Source organism: Niallia circulans (assembly GCF_007273535.1).
Classification (GTDB): Bacteria; Bacillota; Bacilli; order Bacillales; family Cytobacillaceae; genus Niallia; species Niallia circulans_B.
In genome coordinates, this window is the sequence record NZ_RIBP01000001.1 from 1,316,442 (window position 1) to 1,336,003 (window position 19,562).

The following is a 19,562-nucleotide window of genomic DNA, read 5'->3' on the forward strand; positions in this document are numbered from 1 at the left end:
ACTTCCAGCCCAGCGATTGCCAATCCGTTGTTCTTGGTTACCGGAAGGAATTTACTCATGCATTCAAAAATACATCTTACTTTATGGAAGCAAGCTATTGTGGTAAGTTCTTTAAACCCACATTATATTTAATAATTTACCAATTGTAATGAAGATAAAGCACCACACTAATGCTCCTATTCCGCCATACAACATATATGTTCTTAATCTCATATGCGCGATACCACAAAAATAAAATGTTAAATGACGAACACCTGGGATAAAATAGGCGATTAACAGGGAATAAGGGCCAAATCTCCTTATCCATGCCTCTACTTTTAGGATTCTACTTTCTTTTATTCTTAGCCATTTTCCAAGTTTATTTATTAAAGGCCTTCCAGCTTTTTTACCGATGATATAGCTAATTACCATGCCAAGAAAAGCTCCGAGCGTTGCGATGAAAATGGTTAGTCCATAATTGAGCGTTCCTATATGTGTAAAGTAGCCTAATAACGTCATAAGTGCTTCATCTGGAATTGGCAATCCAAAGATCCCTAATGTCAGCATGATAAAGATGGCAAAGTAACCATATTGACTGATAAGGTGGTTAGCTATTTCCATCCGTTTATTTCCACTTTTTCACTGTCTTGCTTCTTAAAATTAGGAATTTCCAGCTTACTTACCATTAATAATGACAGGATACACATACCTACAGCCACTACAAATGGACTATGCACAGAAATTAACACTAACAATATCAGGGCCGCACATGGTGCTGGCAATCCAATAAATACAGACAAGTTACTTTGTTCGACATTAAACCGTGCTAATCTTAGTAGTCCACATATGCTGAATATAAGTGTACATATCAAACCGACATGAGCTAGTTCGTGTAAAACAACACTGTATGCTAATATTGACGGCGCAATACAAAAAGTCACTAAATCAGAAAATGAATCAAGCTCTTTTCCCATCTCTGATACAGTGTTAAATCTTCGAGCTACCCTGCCATCAAAAAGATCAAACACCATTCCTAAGCAAATAAATACCATCGCAGAAAATGTATTATTTGAAACACAGGAATAGATAGATAATACACCACAAATAAAGTTACATATGGTAATTATATTAGCTAAATAACTCAAAATATAACCGACCTCCAAATAGTCATTAACCTATTCATTCTCTTAAGTATATTCTCTCCAATTTACTATCTTTTCAATGGTTAATTTGTATTAACTACCGTTTACGTAGTGAATGAAAAGCAGTTTGGATTAAAACTTCCAACTCTTTTTATAGGAAAAGCTATCTTATTATTCTTCAATATTATAAAAATTAGATGTGTATTCTATGTGTTTTCCTTAAGAATATGATTTTTATTTAATTATTTTATAATAAAATTAAAAGGGTAACTCCTTTTTTTGCTGACTTCCATTCTAATTCTTTTTGTTGTGATACCTATATTAGTCTCTGACAAAGTGCGAATAATAAATTCGGCTCAAAGTGGTTTAGTTTTTTTAATCTCATGAAATATATGATTTCGTTGACGTTTCGACAATGTATTTTTGTTAAAGTGGCATGCTCATATACCATTAAATTACTTAAAAACTCTTAGAAATTTCCATTATATAGTACACTAAAATATGACAATTACGCTTCTGCTAATTCAAGTAGAATTTTAACTACGGTATACAGAGAATCTAATGCTATTGCTGAGGCATTATTTTTGTTTAACCAACAAAAAAAGGTTCCTATTTGTAAGGAATCCCTCTTTCGTTTTAATTTAGTGCTATATGAACTATTGATTGGATACTGCCTGTCACTTCTACTTTACATATAATATCTAACTATCCATCCCTTTATGAAAATTCACATAATTATTTCCAAAGAATATCAAGCTTCACTTCAACACCGAAGTGATCGGAAACAATTGGTTTATTTATGTTATTAAAAATGACTTTGGAATACGCTACTTTAACTGGTTTATTTGTTAGAATTAAGTCTATTCTTTTGCGCAAAACATTCCCCTCCCAACCCGCAATTTCGCCTCGAACCGTTACACCATCATCTTTTCTTTCTGCAAGATTATATGTGTCAATTAGTCCATTATTTAGTAAATATTCATATCCCTCATTGCTAATGAAGGCATCATTATTAAAGTCACCCATAAAAAAAGAAGTTTTATCCATATTAACATTTTTAAAAAGCATTTCTGCCTGATGTATAAATGGTTCTTCCTTGTCATGCCACCACCCCATATGACAGGAGTAACAGGTCAATTGTTGTTCACCATATTGAATGGTTGCTCCAACTATTTTTCTTGTCTTCCAATTATTAAAGTCTTTTATTGATGAGACATAAAAGGAATGCTTTTCTACTACTGGATGTTTTGTAATAATAGCTAAACCTTCTTCAAAGCTTTCATACAAATGACAAAAATCCCACAAAAGAGAATACCCTTCTTCTCCTAGTTTTTTAAGTTCCTCCAGTAAAGCTACTGCAAAATTATTGCTTTTAAGCTTAACAATTCCATTTTTAGTTCTGTCTTTAAATACTTGGTTCACTTCCTGTAAAGCAATAACATCATATGAATTTTCCTTTATAGCTTGTACTATATGTACTATCTTTTCCTCTTGATTCTCCTCCTGCCACGAGTGACAGTTAAGTGTTAAAAGCTTCATGTATATACTCCTTTTATTAACTTGTTAGATGAAAAGAGCGCCCCTTATTTAACTTGTTTAATAAGCGTCAGCGTTTCGGTATACTAGTTTTCTTGTATCCACCAAGTTAAATGTATTGGTGGATACATTTATTTATTAAATAAGTGACTTATTTAATCCTTTAAAATTGATATTGCATATATATGAGGTGTACGATACCTCATAACTGTTAGTCTAAAAACTCACTAACTTTATTTTCATTACTTAAATTACTTTGGATTAGTTTTTTCAGCTCTTTTTCGGTTGCAATCTTATTGAAGTCTTTTCCGTACCACTTTTGTAAGTCTTCTTTCGTAACTGTATATTCATAGTGTTCAGATTTAACCGTTATCCAATCAACATTTTTAACAAGAGTAAATAAAAATGTTGTATTGTATATTACTAATTCTTTATATTGGTACTCAGATTTTTCCCAACCATAATTTACGATTATGCCATACGGTTCTTCTTTTGTTTTAAGCTCCAAGCCCGAGAATTCCTGTGCACCTGGTAACTTGTTGATAATATTTCCAACCGCACTGTTATCACCAACATATGAATCCTTATATTGAATAATATCTTTATCTGTATGCTCTGCATTGCAACCACTTAAAAAAAGCAATATTATCACAGAAGCGAACAAGTATTTTTTATTTTTTATCAATTTTAATCCTCCCTTCATAGAAAACCACCACATGCATAGCGAACCTTTCTTCAATCGTACGCAGTGATTCTACAATAGACACATTTTACCAACCATTTAGTTCTTATTATTACCTACGTTTCAAAGTTAATAATGGATTCAAAGCATTTATTTTAGACCCCAATACCTTTTATCAAAATTTTTAATGATGAAATTAAATATTTTAAATATAATTAACTCAAACCTTATAATTTTTAATTTACATATTCATTTTTTAAATAAATTGATGTATTATTAAATTATTAATAACGAAGGAGGGAATTATGGCATATCCTCTTATTTCAGAGTGCCCTGTTTGTAGTAAACAATTAAAAATAACAAAGCTGCAGTGTACTCATTGTCATACTACTATTGAAAATGAATTTGAGCTTTCTAATTTCGCAAATCTTAACAGTGAACAGCTTAGTTTTATTGAAACATTCCTAAAATGTCGCGGAAACATTAAAGAAGTCGAAAAAGATCTTGGAATATCATATCCTACCGTACGCGGAAAGTTAGATGACATTATCTCTGCACTAGGCTATTCAACAGCTAAAAAGACGGAAAAAGTTGATCGTAAAAAGATAATCCTAATGCTTGAGCAAGGCGAAATAACGGCTGAGGAAGCTATTGGGATATTAAATGGGGAGGAAGCGTAAATGAGTGAGGAAATTTCAAGAGTATTAACAATGCTGGAAGACGGAAAATTAGATAAAGAGAAGGCTGCTGAATTAATTGATGTTCTGCAAGGTAAAGGAAAACAAGTTACATTAACCAAACAAAACTCTAATTCCTATTTAAATAAAATGCTTAAAATCCGTGTTATTTCAGAAGAAGGTGACAATGTAAATGTTAATCTTCCCATCAAACTTATCAAAGCTGTATTAAACGTTGGAAGCAGTATTGCAGAAAGGATTCCTCAATCTGAAAAATATGTAAAGGATATTGATATTGAATTGTTAATTGATGCAATTGATAATGAATTGGATGGGCAAATTGTCGACGTAACGGCAGCAAACGGTGACAAAGTGCTGGTTACAATTGAGTAATATGATAAAGGTTAAAATCAAAGTTAACTCTAGACGGTTTACTATTCCCGTTCCTTATGCCTTATTACATTTATTCGTTAGAATTATTACATCAAAAAGAATTCTAATGCTGGCAAATCGTATCATTGAAGAAAAAGCTAAGAAGAAGTTTCAAATTCCGTATATAAACAAGGATGATTTGAAGCCTTTTCTGAAGGAACTTTCCAAACAAAAAGGTCTCCTGCTTGTTGAAACAAGTCTAAAAGACGGAACAGAGGTATCTGTTAGATTATAAAGCATACTTCCAAATGATTCTGGAATTGTGCTTTTTTTTGTTTGTATTTTGGTACATTTCTCTTTATTTTTGGTAAAGGGATTATTGGCGAATTTCTTGTTATGACAGCTTAAACACACTGAATATTTTTCAGAACAAAGAACAAAGATAAAAGTTACTTCTTCATAACATAGGTAATTTTTACTATATAATGTCGTCCTAATAGTTATTTGCTATAATTATTGTAAATATAATAAAAGGCGGTTTTTATTTGAATTTAACAACTAAAAGTTTTGTGGATGGGTTATGTAATAACATTACTAGTGACAAAGCTAACTTAGCAAAACAAAGATTTAATTCTGATCTGAATCATTATTCGAACGAAGTCGATATGAAATTAAAAGCGTGGAGAGAAAATCTTATAGATATTTTTGCAAAATCTATTTCTGATGACTTGGAGCAGACTTATGCTCATTTAACAAGCTGGGGTAATGATGGCGTAAATTTATTAGTTGAATTAAACTTGCCATTAGACTTAGGAATTGAAGAGGTCAGATATTATCGTAATACAATTGGAGAAATCATAAAAAATGAAGCGATTCATCATGAAATATCAATCGCAGATTTTTATCATATCCTCTCCAATTTTGATTCAATTGTTGACCGTGCGGTACATTTACTTAGTCTGTCCTATTCTAAAAGCTATTTATCGCGGATACAAGCAGCAGAAATAACTGCTATTGAGCTGTCGGTACCAGTCATTCAAGTTACACAAGAAATGGGAATAATTCCGTTAGTTGGAGATATTGATACAAGGAGATCTCTAGAGCTTATGGAAAAAGCATTGTCTTCTGTTTCCAAGCTAGGATTATCTCATATTTTCATCGATTTATCTGGTGTGCCAATTATCGACACAATGGTCGCGAATCATCTTTTTAGAGTAGTCGATGCATTAAAATTAGTTGGTGTAGAAACAATCCTTTCAGGCATACGTCCAGAAATAGCCCAAACGATGGTGCAGCTTGGTCTCTTTAAACATAATATCATAACCTATTCAAGCCTGCATAAAGCAATTAAAGCGATTCAGGCTATATAATAGTTGCTAGTGTGTACGTCTTTTTGTATAACACTAACAACAAAAATAAGCTACATCATTGTACAAAGTCGAATAATGTATGTTATGTTTGAGTAACTTTAAAATAATATTATTTGCAGACATACGAATATGCCCTTTTTTTGTATCTACAAGTATTATTTTTCTGAATCTATTTATTTAGGATGATGCCATATTGAATTTGGTCAGAAAGTAATATATCAGGGTAAAATTCATCGTATTTTCTTTAACTATGAAAATGGACTATTAGAAATTCAGAACACTGCTACTAACTCGATAATACTTGCCAAATATGAAGAGATTATTGTTAGAATAAAGTAAAAACACCATGCTGGGATGGTGTTTTTTTGTACAATTCCCCTGCCAATAGGAATCGCCAAACACTTGAATTTCTGATTACTACACTTTTAAAGCTTACTTTCCTTCACATACTTTATTATTGTTTTATGAAATAGCATTAACAGGATATATAAAACAGGATAAGTAAAAACAGAGTAAATATGCTTCCAGCCGTTTAAATAAAAGGTTCCAGTCAAAATAAACAGTTTTTCATAAAGCATGGCTAACGCACTCCAAAGTAAAATATATATCGCCTGTTTATACAATTGCTTTCTAGATGGATAATAATTTAAAAAAATCACATTGATTGCAGGATATATGCCCAAAATATAAATAAACGCACCCCAATCAGCACCTTTATCAAAGTAACCATATAAGTCATATTTAACGTCCAAATAAACATCCGTAATAACTTGCAGGTAGGAAGCAAACAAAGTTGTCGCTAAGAGTTCAATTTTACTAATCTTCTTTGGAATCAAAAAGGCTATTACATTTAGCATGATGACTGTAAGAAGTAGAAACAGCATATAAATACTCCGTCCGATCTGTGACCTTTATACTGCTATATTTTCCCCTAAGTTTTTTTATAAAATACATGTGCAAGTATAGTTGAATATGTTATTTAAATAATTATGTAAAAGGGTCAACCTTTAATCGGTTGACAAAGTATCGTATTATCGAGGAATACTTCCATTACAGAAGTACTCTACATAGTATTCCTTTGATTAATTAATGTGTGGGCATATTTGAATATATATACTAATAATAAAGTTGTGCAGCTATTTTAAATCGGATTTATTGTTGAACTTCTACCTTATGTTTATTGCCCTCCCATTTTCCAGGGTTCATATCGTCTGGTATATCACGGTTCATGATACCCTGATAATGTTTTGCTTTCGCCTCCATTTGCTTTGCGATGGCAGTTGCTTCCTCAAGCCTAGCAAGTGCAATCGCTTGTTGTTCCATAATAATTTGATAACGTTGTGGAATCGTAGCATCCCCTTGCAAGCACAATTCAATATAATTCTTAATGGATGCGACGGACATCCCCGCTTGTTTTAAAAACTTTGCTCCTTTAAGCCAATTAATAGACTCCTCATCAAATAGACGATTATTATTTTTATCACGCTTCAAGCTCGGAACTAATCCCTTATCCGTGTAGTAGCGAACAGTATGTTCCGTTATATCCAGTAAATTAGCAACCTCTTTCACTGATAACATAATAAAATCTCCTCTTTATAAATTAGATTTTTAGTGTAGAACTCCTTGACTTCGTGCTACACGAAGACGTTAGGCTAATATTAGTTGAAGTTACTTCAGATGTAAACAGCGGACCTAAGACTGCAATTAAAAAAGAAAGGAGAAGCTGCCTGTTACACATCTAAAACAGATTTAAGCAGTTAGACAACTTCAGAAAATATTTATGAAAGCCGGTGTTTTATGCCTACACGAAACAATTTGTATATCTTTATTTTAGCTCTAGGGGTTTTTGGTATTTTAACAACTGAAATGGGTATTGTTGGCATATTGCCTTTAATTGCAGATTATTATCAGATAAGTATAGCTAAAGCATCTCTTCTAGTTAGTCTCTTTGCCTTAGCTGTGGCAATTTCAGGGCCTATAATGCCGCTATTATTTTCTGGTATCAATCGAAAAAAAGTAATGATACTAGTACTCGGTCTTTTCCTTTTAGGGAACATCGTTTCGATATTTGCTTCAAACTTTACTGTTCTCTTACTCGCACGGGTTATACCTGCCTTTTTTCATCCTGTCTATTGCTCTTTAGCCTTAACAGCCGCTGCCGCTTCCGTTCGTAAAGAGGAAGCACCAAAGGCGGTTTCTAAAGTAATGATGGGTGTGAATGCAGGAATGATTCTCGGTGTTCCAATCACTAACTTTATTGGTAATGGGACTTCCTTAGAGGTGGCAATGTTATTCTTTGCTATCCTTAACGCCTTAGCCTTACTTGCTACATTATTCTTTGTTCCCTCCCTGCCAGTTAAAGAAAAGCTGTCTTACGGAGCTCAATTAAATGTGTTAAAAAAGCCACTTGTTTGGACAGCGATAGCAACTGTCATTTTTATAGGCAGTGCAACATCAGGTGTAAATAGTTTTATTGCAGAATATCTCGAAAACGTCACCAATATATCAGGTAATTTTTTAAGTATCATGTTATTTATTTTTGGTTTAGCAAGCCTTTTAGGTAATTTTATCGGCGGTAATCTGTTAAGCAGAACTCCAATAAAAACGACAACTTTATTTCCAGTTGTATTAGGAATAGCCTACCTATTGTCGTTTGTTACAGGAGAAACTCCCAGTACGATGATCGTCACTATTTTTTTATGGGGGATTTTATTTTCTGTAGGTAGTATGATAAATCAATATTCCATGACCCATGCTGCCCCTGAAGCCCCAGATTTCGCTAATGGTCTGTTTTTATCTGGTGGTAATCTAGGTATAACGATCGGAACTGCAATTGGTGGCCTTTTCATATCTGGGTTAGGAACACAATATATTGTTATTGGTGGTATCCTATTCTTAATCTTAAGCCTTGGTTCTATCTTACTTACTAATTACATGATAAGACCCGGCAAACAATTAACCGGAATTAATTAGTACAAATAGGTTCAGCACTATAAATAGGGAAATGTTTTTAATCCTTATCAAGGAATTAAACCTAAGGAGAGATGCTTTATGGAACGCCTCTGGACGAAGTCATATATTTTCATGATAACTGGCATGTTTTTTCTATTTACTGCCTTCTATATGCTTTACCCCACTCTCCCTTTGTTCATTAAGGAAAATGGGGGCACAGAGTCGCAGGTAGGTCTGGCGATGGGGGCGTTTATGCTTACGTCTGTTTTATTCCGTCCTTTTGTAGGTGGACTGCTGGACCGGTTTGGCAGGAGGCCATTTATTATTTGGGGATTGCTGCTTTTTGCTGCAACAATGTTTATGTACAATTGGGTTAGCGGACTTGCTGTCTTAATGGCGATTAGAATAATACACGGATTTACCTGGGCTGTTTCCACAACCTCCATAAGCACGGCAGTTACTGATTTAATTCCGACTACACGCCGAGGAGAAGGCATGGGCTGGTCAGGAATGGCGATGACTGTTGCTATGGCAATCGGTCCCATGCTTGGTCTGGCAGTCGCTAATAATCACTCGTACGAATCACTATTTGGATTCGCCGTTCTACTCTCTGTTGCTGCACTAGCTTTAACCTTTGGCGCAAAAATAAAGGCCACACCTAAAGCTAATACAAGGAAAATAGAACTCTTTGATAAGTCAGTGTTTCCTATTACACTATCCGTATTTTTACTATTTATTTCCTATGGTGGTATTACTACATACATACCTCTGTTTGCTGATTCCATCAAAGTAAATTCAGGCACTTTCTTTCTTGTCTATGCAGCAACCCTTGTTTTAACTCGTCCAATTGCAGGAAAGCTCTCTGACCGGCACGGTGAGGCCTTTGTTATTATCCCGGCTCAAGTAATTACAATCTCGGCTTTGATTATCTTAAGCTTTTCAACTAATTTATTAGGAATAATCATATCAGCGATTATGTACGGAATTGGCTTTGGTTCTGCACAGCCGGCACTTCAAGCTGCAACAATCCGTCTAGTAAGTCCAGACCGCACAGGCGTTGCCAACGCATCATTTGCCACCGGTGCAGACCTTGGCATCGGGCTTGGTGCCATGATGCTAGGCTGGATTTCTCAGTATATGAGTTATCAGGCATTGTTTACAGTTAGTGCTGTTGCAGTTGTATTTTCCCTACTGGTGTTTATCTTTTTAGTAAAGCGTTTATTATATAATGACTCTATCCCTCATAATAATAAAGCAGCTAAAAGAGCTTTATAAAAAAACCGATTCTCCCTTTTCTAGGAGAGAATCGGTTTTTTTAATCAAAATTTCTATCTAATAAAATTCCTACTTGTGCTGCCACGGCCTGAGTAGACTCAGATAATTCATTGGTAAACCATGCTTCTACTATTTCTACTATTGCTGCAGCAAAAAATTTAAGGATTAAATCCTTACTTAACCCCTGATTCTGACCATTATCTACATCCACTTCAGCTTCTAGCTCTTCCATCACAAACTTTATAAATTGACTGCGAAAAACCGGTGCCCCTTTACTTGCAAACATAGCCGAAAAAAAGGAGGAATGACGTTCAAAGTATTCAAACCACATAAGATTTCCTTCTGCAAAGCTCAATTCTGATGCTGATTCGCATAGTTTTCTTAATTCGCCGATATGCCCTTCAATCAGCTTTTCGAGTAAATCATATTTATCTAAATAATGCAGATAAACTGTTCTCCTGCCAACATTTGCTTTATCGGCAATATCTTGGATCGTAATTTCATCAATAGCTTTTTCAGTCATCATTGCAATAAAAGCATTCTTGATAGCTTCCTGTGATTTGATTATCCTTCTATCCACCTTGTTCTCCTTCATACATATCACCAATCTTTCTATTAAAAAATGCACAATTCACCATAATCCGTGCATTAAAACACAAATCTATCGAAATTGGTCATTGTAGGTATTCTAATATCGATTATAATTATACACAAATGTGCGATAATGCACCAAAATGTATTTTACTCAATCCATTAACTAACTGCGCAAATGTTAATGTGTAAATTTAATAGCATAGGAGGGGTAAATATGGACCGTATGGAAAAAAGTATGGAAAAATACGAACAACTTTTTGGCAAGGGAGAACCTGCCTCCTATTCTACAGATCCTGAGTTTCAAAACATCTTAAGCAGGTTTATTTTTGGCGAGGTGTTTTTTCAAGGGAAGCTTGATGATAAAATGCGTGAACTGATCACTATAGTTGTTTTAACTACTAATCAGACACTTCCCCAGCTTAAAGCACATGTTAATGCTGCATTAAATATTGGCCTAACACCTGTTGAAATCAAAGAGGCTGTTTACCAATGTGCACCGTATATTGGATTCCCAAAAACATTGAATGCTATCAATGAAGTGAACGAGGTATTTAAAGCTCATAATATTTCCTTACCAATTGAAAGTCAGACAACTGTAGATGAAGATACGCGACTTTCAAAAGGGCTTGCTATCCAAGTAGAGATTTTTGGTGATGTAATTACAAAAATGAGAGAAAAGGCTCCAGCAAATCAAAGACATATTCAAGATTATCTTTCCGCTTTTTGTTTTGGAGATTTCTACACACGCAATGGACTTGATTTAAAAACAAGAGAGTTATTAACCCTCTGTATTGTCAGTTCCTTATGTGGGGCAGAAGGCCAAGTGAAGGCACATGTGCAAGGAAACTTAAATGTGGGCAACGAAAAGGAAACGCTAATTACCGCTATTACTCACTGTTTACCATATATGGGGTTCCCAAGAACATTGAATGCATTAGCTTGCATTAATGAAAGTAACCCTTGAAACTAGAATATTGCTTTCATTTATTTTCATCTTTTACCTCACGCACGGAATCATTAAAAAAGAAGTTACTTGTACAAGCAGGTAAAGCTTCAATGAATCCTGTAGAGTATAGCATTCAATGTTTCTAAAGAAAGTTTTAATGAAAAATGAGATACCAAATTATAAAAGACAAGTACTCTAAAAAGTAACAATGCAAGGAGACAAAGGCATGTTTAATGAAACTTACAAATTAGCAAATGGGATAGAAATCCCCAAATTAGGTCTTGGCACATGGCTGCTTAACGATGCACAAGCAGCACAGGCAGTCGTGGACGCGATAGCTATTGGATATCGTCATATTGATACTGCTCAAGCCTATATGAATGAGGCTGGCGTAGGAGAAGGTATCCATTCTTGCGGTGTTGCAAGAGAAGAACTTTTCATCACAACAAAGGTTGTGGCAGAAGCCAAAAGCTATGAGTCAGTTACGCAGTCTATTGATGAGTCATTAACAAAGATGGGACTGGATTACATTGACCTTGTGATTATCCACAGTCCACAGCCTTGGAAGGAGTTCCGCGAGGAGAGCCGCTACTTTGAGGAAAACAAGCAAGTATGGGCTGCTTTGGAGGATGCTTATAAGAAAGGCAAGGTAAAGGCAATAGGGCTTTCTAACTTCCTGCAGGATGATATTGAAAATATTCTTGCAAGCTGTGAGATTAAGCCTATGGTAAATCAAATATTAGCGCATGTTAGCAATACTCCTTTGGAGTTGATTGAATTCTGCCAGAAGAATGACATCCTCGTAGAGGCATATTCACCAATCGCACACGGTGCAGTTCTTGAGAATGCTGAGGTTAAAGTCATAGCTGATAAATATGGCGTATCTGTTGCTCAGCTATGCCTCCGTTATGATATCCAGCTTGGTCTTGTAGTAATTCCAAAAACGGCTAATCCTAATCACATGAGTATAAATGCAAAGCTTGATTTTGTTATCAGCGACGCAGATATGGAGCTTTTGAAAAATGCAGAGCCTATTCAAAATTATGGGGAGCATAGTTTTTTCCCAGTATTCGGTGGAAAACTAAAATAATCAAGTAGTCACTGAATTGGAAAATAATGTTGAAAAATCAATAAATTGGTTGCAACAAATTAAATAATGTATTTAGGAGGAATATTAATGATAAAGCATGAAAACGTTAAAAATGGCGTGATTTTCCCAGCGGGTGAAAAAAATGAAGCATTCTCCCAATTTTTCGTTGGACAAAGTTACCTTAAGACATTAATTGCTGACCCTAAAGTGAGTGTTGGTGTCGGAAATGTAACTTTTGAACCTGGCTGCAGAAACAACTGGCATGTTCACCGTAATGGTTTTCAGCTATTACTAGTAACTGGCGGTGAAGGCTGGTATCAGGAGGAAGGAAAACCAGCTCAATTCTTACAGGCTGGTGATGTTATTATCACACATGACGGAGTGAAACACTGGCATGGCGCTGCAAAGGACAGTTGGTTTGAGCATATTGCAATCACTGCAGGTACACCTGAATGGCTAGAACCAGTAACAGATGAGGAGTATAACAAGTTAACATAATAAACGAGAAAAAAAGCCCTGCAGAGCAAGGCTTTTTTTGCATTATCCAAGACTGCTATATAAACGAGCATTTCTTAAGACAGACCATTTATTTTTGCTATCTGACAGCTTCGCTAGACTGAAAATAATAAGAACTAAGAGCTAAAGACTGCTTTGTACAGGACTATCCATAGCCGTAATGGAAACATTCTTGTGGGTAGTTAGTACGAAATAAAGCAAACTCTGTTTGGCTTCGGATATTCATTATTTATGGTGGTAGCCTGTGTCTCTTTTATTTATGGAAGAGTTTATTACGGTGCATCAATTAAGTTCCAATTAATTGTAGCGGTATATTGCCCTTTATACACATATGGTTCGATTAATAATAATGGCCCTTTATCTTCCTCCCAGTTCACGGGGATAATTTGCTGTTCCTTTGTAATAGCTTCATAGACTTTTGTCGCGATGCCAATTTCCATATTTATTTCCTCACCATTATTGTCAATATACTTTAAGGCATTTTCTAATTTATGGCCTTCACTGGTCGTAAACTCGTCCGTTAAAGTCGCTGTTAAACGAAAGGTGCTTCCTTGTCCGCGAGTATCCAATACCACAATTCCCCAATTATCGCTTCTCTTTGAAAAAACGCGCTCTCCGGAAATTTCTGTGTTGTCAAAACTCACATTATCCGGTACATGGTCAAACTTCAATTCACCAACTACCTTAAGCGTTGTTATTCGAACATTAGATTGTCTATCTGTATCATCAATAGCATAGATTTGCAATTTATGTGTACCAATTGATAGCAGTTCAGCTGGAATTTCAAACTCAAAATCAATATCATTCCCTTTGTCAGTGTCGTTAAGTACATTATCAGCAAACATTATAGGACCGTTTTTACCAAGAACATAGTATAAATCAACTTCATCACTATCTAAGTCCTTCCAAGTTCCTGTAATAGTATAGCCGGCTCCATTATCAACGGTGACTTCATTATTTGCATCCTTGAAAGTGATGGAAGGAGGACTTTCGACAATGATTGTTAACTGAACATTTGAAACTCCACCTGACGGATCTGCTAGTGTTATAACCAAGTTATTTTCTCCTAAATTCAACTCACCTGCATGAATAGGATAACTCCATTCAAGCGACTCTAATTCCCCCCCATTATCTAGTACCTCTGTTCCAAGCATAATACCATTTAACTCAGATGAGATGGTATTTGTAGGATGATCTAAATCTTTCCAGGTTCCCTTTACTAAGTATTCTTCACCAACAGATAGATATATTGGTCCCGCTACATCAATCGTCAATTCGGGGACAAAATTAAAAGACTCCGTTATAGTTTGATGAACAGTTCCATTAAAAGAATTATTACTTTCGAGATTCCAAGTTGATACATTTTGTCCTGCTGTATCCCATATTAACTGATTGTGATTGTAATTCCCTTGGCCAATTTCGTAGGTAATATTAGGTACTGACCCGTCTAAGCCAGCCAATACAAGATCTGTAGGATTACCCGTTATTCCTTCCGAAAGATAAATTTGTTGACCTCCAGCTTCAAAGCCCTTGAGATGCAAATCTTTTAAAGTACTTATATCACTTATTTGGTTGTAAGAAATACTTAACGAATTTAGATTCCCTAAATTCTTCAACGAACTTATGTCTTTTATTTGGTTGTTTGTAAGATCTAACTCCTCTAGCTGAGTCAGCCTTTCTAGTCCTGTTATATTTTGTATTCCTTTATCAATCAGCACTAATCTTGTAATACCTTGTAATTCTTCCATTGAAACAGGAACACTCGTATTCTCGTTTTTATTTAAAATATTTGCCATCTCTTTAGCTAAGTAATCATCTGGGAAAATCTCGTGGATTGTCTGGTCTGCCCCGTATGCTTGATGGGGAGGAACGAAAACTGTCATTATTGATAATATTACTATTAAAGCTGCCATCAAACATGAGATAACCCGATTACTCAGCAAGCTTCTTCTATTTTTGCGCATTTGGTAGTCTCTCCCTTAAGAAATGCTTTCACTTAATGAAAACAAAAAAATCTAATCCTCTTCTTTAGGTTTTCTTTTGTTTTTTACAAGTAAAATAGTGATAAGTAGAACTGCTGCTAGTACGGAAGCTGACCAAATAATAATTTTGCTATATTCTTTTTTTGCTTTGACTGCTGTTAAATTAAGTTTTTCTGCAGCAGTATCTTTAATTTCAAACATTTTGTCAAATTCCCATGTGTCCTTGCCGGCAGTCGCAGTTATATATAAATGATATTTTCCAGGTTCAAACTCCTGATTATCCCAGCTTATCGGAAAATCAAAGTTGGAATTAGGGGCCATTGATAAGGATTGTTTTTTCGTTAGATGGAGGACTTTTTGTTCTCCTTCTTTCGTAATACGGGCATCCACAGTTAAGTTATTAATAATGACTGGTTTAATATTTTGTAAATTTGCTGTCACTGCATTTCGATAATTTAATAATTCCGGCTTCACCTTGTTTAACTGTAATTCCGGAGTAACCAATTTATTTGTTTCCGTTAATTTTACACCAATGACATAAGAAAATTCGTTATTAATTTGCACACTTTTGTCTGAGGTTTTTTTGTCCTCCTGAATAACTTCATATATATAGAAACCACCTAATATCACACCATCAAGTGATTTTTCTGGCATTTTAATAGTAAATGGAAGCGTTTTTGTCTCGTTTGCTTCCAAAATAACTTTTTGACTTGGAGAAATAAGGTCTGAAAATGCATACTTTAAAGAGCTGTCTTTCTTGCTGTCAGCTTTACTATAGTCAATGACTCCATTTTGGTTTGTAGTGGCAGTATTTGTTTCAATCATCAGTTCCATTTTTCGGTCAGAGGTATTGCTAACTGTTATTGTTATCGTTTGTTTATTTCCCGGGCTCATTTTTAAATCAAAATAGCTTAGATTTTTATTTAATTGATTTTCTGGCAGGTTCGCTTTCACTGAGTATTCCATCGTTGCAGCAAATGCTCTATCATCCTGCGAATTAATTCCGATACCAATCAAGATTAAAACGAGTAACAAAAAAAAGCTTCGTTTCATTCCTTTTCCTCCATACTTTAACTTTCTAAGAAAAACGAAATTATCTTAAAAAAACTAATATTGTAAGTTCATGTGCAGAAATACTCCTGAGACTTAGCTTTTGTTGTCTTGATAGAAGACGACAATATCTCAGATGAGGGGGCACAGCTCTCGCACATTCATGTGCGAGAGCTGGACTATCTAACGGTTGATACAGCCTCACCATCTCAACTCGAGTCGAAATTTTAAACTTTATTATTGCGGCGCGGCAATAAGGCTCCAATTTAAAGTAGAAACATAATCTCCAACATAGTTGCCTGTTGGTACAGATAGGGTAACCTCAATTGGATTGAATTTATCAATCCATGTACCCATTCCTTCATCTTTTTGAGCTTGCATGAGGATGTTTGTTTCTTCACTTAATACGACTTTCCTTAAATCTTTTGGGGCAGGAGAGATATTTTCGGGAAGCGTCCGGGCGGACCCTTGAGGTAATGTCAATTGTGCTCCCTTTAATGTTTTATTGGTATTTTCATCAACAAATGGTGTTGCCGATACTTGTAATGACCAGCCTTCTCCAGTTCCACGTCTATCAGTTACTTGGACATTAGGATTGTGTGCTGTCGTTATATACACTTCATCTTTTTCAGATATTTTACCCTCGAACTTTAAAGGAGTGACATAGTCGATTGTAAGTTCGCCAGTATTGCCTGTTCCTGGTGGCTCTGGCTGTGGTTCGGGATCAATTGGCTTTGTCGGTCCGTTTCCAGGACCAATAATGATGCTGCTTTCAGAAATAGCAGCATCATCGGCAAAAGCTGGTGTTACCAGCAACAGTGATGCTGCTAATGCTAATCCTCCAAATAATAATTTTTTCTTCTTCATCTTCAATTCCTCCTCTTGAATTCACCTAAAAATTTGTTCGTTAATGCAAGAAGGATTATATCACGGGGAATTTGCAATTCATTCTCAATAATGAAACAAAGAATTTTCTATTTTTTAGGTCTTAAAACATAGTTTTAGATAAACCCGTATGATTCTGCTGAATTTTTGGAAAATATCGTTTTTTATTTAATTTATTTACTATGCCAAACTAATATTTTATTTCAATCATGAAACTAAACAATTCCTAATTGTATCTATTTAACTATAATTTTTAGCAAGGTATTGTAGTTAGTACAGTTTTTTCAGCAAATTTTTGAACACTTGGGTAATGTATAACAATAAAACATTTCACTTCTTATCTAGAATCAAAAATCATATTTGACTGTCTTTATTAACATTTTTTTATTAAGCTCGAATAATTCGCCAGTTGCTTAACTTCCTCGGCAGCTACAGCAAGATACTTTCCTGATTCTCCTGCTCGGGCAGCTTTAATTCCAGCCTTAAATGCCAATAAATTCGTCTGTCTGCAATACTCGTAATAACAGCATTATTTCTATCAACCATCTGTTCACTTACTTTACTAATTACACTTTTCTAACCATTTACCTATTTGTTGCATTGTCAATATCGATGACCGAATTTCCCGATAAATAATTAGTAAACTATGCCTTATTGTGTTGCTTATTTTTTTAATCAATCACCTGCCTGTTTTTTTGCAGTGTATTATCTTTTGAAAAATAGTATTCTAAAAGATTAATAATCGTAAAATCAACTCCATTTACCAATACATTGCCTTCACTGTAATCACCATACCGATTATTAGAAGTAGTATTTTGCTTTATAGCTTCTCTATTTAATTTAGAAACATTAATAGCATCATCCGCGGTAAAGGAAATAAAATTCTCTCCCGCCTGATAAACTACCAAGCTTAAAGGTAAGGAATATTCTAAATCGCTCTTAAATAACAACTTACTTGTATCAATTATCGCAGTATCAATTGTTAGCCTATTGCTTTTTGTATTAATTTTAAAAGGTGACAGGTATGTCAATTGTGTCCATCCAATAAACCAATTACATGTATGCGAAGAATTATCAGCTATCCTTATATCATTTGTAGTATCAATCAATCCTACTATCTTTATAAATTCAAGCTTTAGAGCAAAGTGCTCCTCTCCGATTCTCACCAATAAAAAGTGTTCTTTTTCCATCTAATCTCCTATCCCCTCATACATAATTGTCTATAGAGAATCAATGTTATTATTCTTTTTCAACCTCTAGAACCTGCTGCAAAGCTTGATATATTTATTCAGAAGTTATATTAATTTATTACTTAGTTTTAATCTATTCATATTGAAAGGTCTCGATATAAACTAACCTTGGCAATAATCTACTCCCAATTGCTTTGCTAGCTTTAAATCCTGATAATTTTCGATTCCCTCTAAAACAATGCTAAATTTACGATCTTTAAACTTTGTAATCATCGAAATTACCCTTTGTTTTTCTTTTGAAGTATAAAGGTTTCTAGAGTATGATTTATCTAGCTTTATATAATGTGGATTTACATTACATACTTTACTTATATTTGCAGCCCCAGTGCCAAAATCATCTATAGCTATTTTAAAACCCTATTTTTTCAAAGCAATTATATGCATTTTATATGCAAAACTATCCCATACCTCTTCATCTTGAATATCTTCGTTTAATTCAAAAATAATATTTTTCATTATTTCTGGGTATTTATTGCTTATCTGATTAATGAATTATATAAATTGAGGTTTTGCAATAGTAGACGGAAATACATTGAAAAAAATATTAGTCCAGACTATCCCTAATTCATTTAACTTACTTAAAGCACAATCAATCGCACTACTGTCCAATTGATAAAGATAGTTTTGTTCTCTTGCTGCTTGAAAGAGGTTTAATGGAGAGCTTTCATTAGCACGCAATAATATTTCTTAGCCAAAGGTAGTATCAGTATGACAACATATTATAGGCTGAAATATGAAAATCCATTGAATATGAGATTTGATCACCTTTAGCACTTTTTAGTTCCTGATTTAATCTCATAATGTCTCCTTTTTTCTTTAATTAGTCCAATATTCAAGCATTTCTAATTATTAGCCACCTCTTTAAGGAGTTTCATCGCATAACTAAAGCACTCGTTCCTATTGATAATTCTATGATCATTTGTGTACGGAGTAAATTTAATCTTTCTATACACTGTGTTAAGTATTACTAACTTCATCATTACTAATAATTAAAAACATTGGTCTTATAGTATTTATAGACCTCAACAATTTTTCAAGCAGAAAAAAGCCGATTAACTTTTTGAAGAAACCCAGAAAAAATACTTAAGATTTATATAATCACGAGAAATGTAAAATCTAGCCCAAAATAAAAGGCATTATCATATGCATTACTGATAATGCCAGCAGCGTCTTCTCTTACTCCTTGCTTAAGTTCAAGAAAAGAGCCTCTTGTTCTAGAATGCTTTAATAGCACCAAGGATTTGCATCCTATCCAGTAATCACC

At 34.5% G+C, this 19,562-nt stretch carries 22 protein-coding genes and 1 pseudogene; 9 read left to right on the forward strand and 14 right to left on the reverse strand.

Annotation, left to right across the window (positions count from 1 at the left end):
- Nucleotides 1-111: 111 nt before the first annotated feature.
- The 4 genes from CEQ21_RS07340 to CEQ21_RS07355 form a co-directional block, all read right to left on the reverse strand.
- Nucleotides 112-600, reverse strand: a complete 489-nt coding sequence (locus tag CEQ21_RS07340; RefSeq protein ID WP_185763914.1) for a DedA family protein — start codon at nucleotides 598-600, stop codon at nucleotides 112-114.
- Nucleotides 591-1,124: a CDP-diacylglycerol--serine O-phosphatidyltransferase gene (gene pssA / locus CEQ21_RS07345; protein ID WP_185763915.1), complete on the reverse strand. Its 534-nt coding sequence runs from the start codon at nucleotides 1,122-1,124 to the stop codon at nucleotides 591-593. Before pssA ends, CEQ21_RS07340 begins: the two co-directional genes overlap by 10 nt.
- A gap of 732 nt (nucleotides 1,125-1,856) precedes the next feature.
- The gene (locus CEQ21_RS07350) at nucleotides 1,857-2,660 is read right to left on the reverse strand and encodes an endonuclease/exonuclease/phosphatase family protein (RefSeq protein ID WP_185763916.1); all 804 of its coding nucleotides are present in this window, start codon (nucleotides 2,658-2,660) and stop codon (nucleotides 1,857-1,859) included.
- Nucleotides 2,661-2,868: 208 nt separating this feature from the next.
- Nucleotides 2,869-3,342, reverse strand: a complete 474-nt coding sequence (locus CEQ21_RS07355) for a DUF4825 domain-containing protein (protein WP_235907196.1) — start codon at nucleotides 3,340-3,342, stop codon at nucleotides 2,869-2,871.
- Between the two features lie 302 nt (nucleotides 3,343-3,644).
- Here CEQ21_RS07355 and CEQ21_RS07360 point away from each other — a divergent pair, with 302 nt between their 5' ends.
- The 4 genes from CEQ21_RS07360 (at nucleotide 3,645) to CEQ21_RS07375 (ending at nucleotide 5,758) form a co-directional block, all read left to right on the forward strand.
- Nucleotides 3,645-4,019, forward strand: a complete 375-nt coding sequence (locus CEQ21_RS07360) for a DUF2089 domain-containing protein (protein WP_185763918.1) — start codon at nucleotides 3,645-3,647, stop codon at nucleotides 4,017-4,019.
- Nucleotides 4,020-4,409: an SHOCT-like domain-containing protein gene (locus tag CEQ21_RS07365; RefSeq protein WP_185763919.1), complete on the forward strand. Its 390-nt coding sequence runs from the start codon at nucleotides 4,020-4,022 to the stop codon at nucleotides 4,407-4,409.
- Between the two features lies 1 nt (nucleotide 4,410).
- Complete coding sequence (locus CEQ21_RS07370) at nucleotides 4,411-4,683, forward strand: hypothetical protein (protein ID WP_185764138.1); 273 nt, start codon at nucleotides 4,411-4,413, stop codon at nucleotides 4,681-4,683.
- A gap of 250 nt (nucleotides 4,684-4,933) precedes the next feature.
- Nucleotides 4,934-5,758, forward strand: coding sequence for an STAS domain-containing protein (locus CEQ21_RS07375; RefSeq protein WP_185763920.1), 825 nt, complete (start codon nucleotides 4,934-4,936; stop codon nucleotides 5,756-5,758).
- Nucleotides 5,759-6,183: 425 nt separating this feature from the next.
- On the opposite strand, the gene CEQ21_RS07380 is transcribed toward CEQ21_RS07375, so the two are convergent.
- Together CEQ21_RS07380 and CEQ21_RS07385 are read right to left on the reverse strand one after the other, a co-directional pair.
- Nucleotides 6,184-6,642, reverse strand: coding sequence for a CBO0543 family protein (locus CEQ21_RS07380; protein ID WP_185763921.1), 459 nt, complete (start codon nucleotides 6,640-6,642; stop codon nucleotides 6,184-6,186).
- Between the two features lie 268 nt (nucleotides 6,643-6,910).
- Nucleotides 6,911-7,336 (reverse strand): MerR family transcriptional regulator, encoded by a 426-nt coding sequence (locus tag CEQ21_RS07385; RefSeq protein ID WP_185763922.1) that lies wholly within the window; start codon nucleotides 7,334-7,336, stop codon nucleotides 6,911-6,913.
- A gap of 219 nt (nucleotides 7,337-7,555) precedes the next feature.
- Between CEQ21_RS07385 and CEQ21_RS07390 the strand changes: the two genes are divergently transcribed.
- Together CEQ21_RS07390 and CEQ21_RS07395 are read left to right on the forward strand one after the other, a co-directional pair.
- Complete coding sequence (locus tag CEQ21_RS07390; protein WP_185763923.1) at nucleotides 7,556-8,731, forward strand: MFS transporter; 1,176 nt, start codon at nucleotides 7,556-7,558, stop codon at nucleotides 8,729-8,731.
- 54 nt (nucleotides 8,732-8,785) lie between these two features.
- Nucleotides 8,786-9,985, forward strand: coding sequence for an MFS transporter (locus tag CEQ21_RS07395; protein ID WP_328593468.1), 1,200 nt, complete (start codon nucleotides 8,786-8,788; stop codon nucleotides 9,983-9,985).
- A 40-nt stretch (nucleotides 9,986-10,025) separates the two neighbouring features.
- Here CEQ21_RS07395 and CEQ21_RS07400 read toward each other — a convergent pair whose 3' ends face one another.
- Nucleotides 10,026-10,580, reverse strand: a complete 555-nt coding sequence (locus CEQ21_RS07400) for a TetR/AcrR family transcriptional regulator (protein WP_185763925.1) — start codon at nucleotides 10,578-10,580, stop codon at nucleotides 10,026-10,028.
- Between the two features lie 213 nt (nucleotides 10,581-10,793).
- Here CEQ21_RS07400 and CEQ21_RS07405 point away from each other — a divergent pair, with 213 nt between their 5' ends.
- The 3 genes from CEQ21_RS07405 to CEQ21_RS07415 all read left to right on the forward strand — a co-directional run bounded on the left by CEQ21_RS07405 (nucleotide 10,794) and on the right by CEQ21_RS07415 (nucleotide 13,113).
- On the forward strand, nucleotides 10,794-11,543 hold the full coding sequence (locus CEQ21_RS07405; RefSeq protein WP_185763926.1) for a carboxymuconolactone decarboxylase family protein: 750 nt from the start codon (nucleotides 10,794-10,796) through the stop codon (nucleotides 11,541-11,543).
- 208 nt (nucleotides 11,544-11,751) lie between these two features.
- On the forward strand, nucleotides 11,752-12,615 hold the full coding sequence (locus tag CEQ21_RS07410) for an aldo/keto reductase (RefSeq protein ID WP_185763927.1): 864 nt from the start codon (nucleotides 11,752-11,754) through the stop codon (nucleotides 12,613-12,615).
- A gap of 87 nt (nucleotides 12,616-12,702) precedes the next feature.
- On the forward strand, nucleotides 12,703-13,113 hold the full coding sequence (locus tag CEQ21_RS07415; RefSeq protein WP_144457863.1) for a cupin domain-containing protein: 411 nt from the start codon (nucleotides 12,703-12,705) through the stop codon (nucleotides 13,111-13,113).
- 290 nt (nucleotides 13,114-13,403) lie between these two features.
- Here CEQ21_RS07415 and CEQ21_RS07420 read toward each other — a convergent pair whose 3' ends face one another.
- The 7 genes and pseudogenes from CEQ21_RS07420 to CEQ21_RS07450 form a co-directional block, all read right to left on the reverse strand.
- Nucleotides 13,404-15,095: a leucine-rich repeat domain-containing protein gene (locus CEQ21_RS07420; RefSeq protein ID WP_185763928.1), complete on the reverse strand. Its 1,692-nt coding sequence runs from the start codon at nucleotides 15,093-15,095 to the stop codon at nucleotides 13,404-13,406.
- 51 nt (nucleotides 15,096-15,146) lie between these two features.
- On the reverse strand, nucleotides 15,147-16,166 hold the full coding sequence (locus CEQ21_RS07425; RefSeq protein WP_185763929.1) for a WxLIP family cell surface protein: 1,020 nt from the start codon (nucleotides 16,164-16,166) through the stop codon (nucleotides 15,147-15,149).
- 234 nt (nucleotides 16,167-16,400) lie between these two features.
- Nucleotides 16,401-17,030: a WxL domain-containing protein gene (locus tag CEQ21_RS07430; protein ID WP_185763930.1), complete on the reverse strand. Its 630-nt coding sequence runs from the start codon at nucleotides 17,028-17,030 to the stop codon at nucleotides 16,401-16,403.
- A gap of 397 nt (nucleotides 17,031-17,427) precedes the next feature.
- Nucleotides 17,428-17,553: pseudogene (locus CEQ21_RS07435) on the reverse strand (methyl-accepting chemotaxis protein); the annotation flags it as partial.
- Between the two features lie 166 nt (nucleotides 17,554-17,719).
- The gene (locus CEQ21_RS07440) at nucleotides 17,720-18,238 is read right to left on the reverse strand and encodes a hypothetical protein (protein WP_185763932.1); all 519 of its coding nucleotides are present in this window, start codon (nucleotides 18,236-18,238) and stop codon (nucleotides 17,720-17,722) included.
- Nucleotides 18,239-18,400: 162 nt separating this feature from the next.
- The gene (locus CEQ21_RS27465; protein ID WP_185764139.1) at nucleotides 18,401-18,646 is read right to left on the reverse strand and encodes an EAL domain-containing protein; all 246 of its coding nucleotides are present in this window, start codon (nucleotides 18,644-18,646) and stop codon (nucleotides 18,401-18,403) included.
- A 742-nt stretch (nucleotides 18,647-19,388) separates the two neighbouring features.
- Nucleotides 19,389-19,535: a hypothetical protein gene (locus CEQ21_RS07450; RefSeq protein ID WP_185763933.1), complete on the reverse strand. Its 147-nt coding sequence runs from the start codon at nucleotides 19,533-19,535 to the stop codon at nucleotides 19,389-19,391.
- Nucleotides 19,536-19,562: the final 27 nt, after the last annotated feature.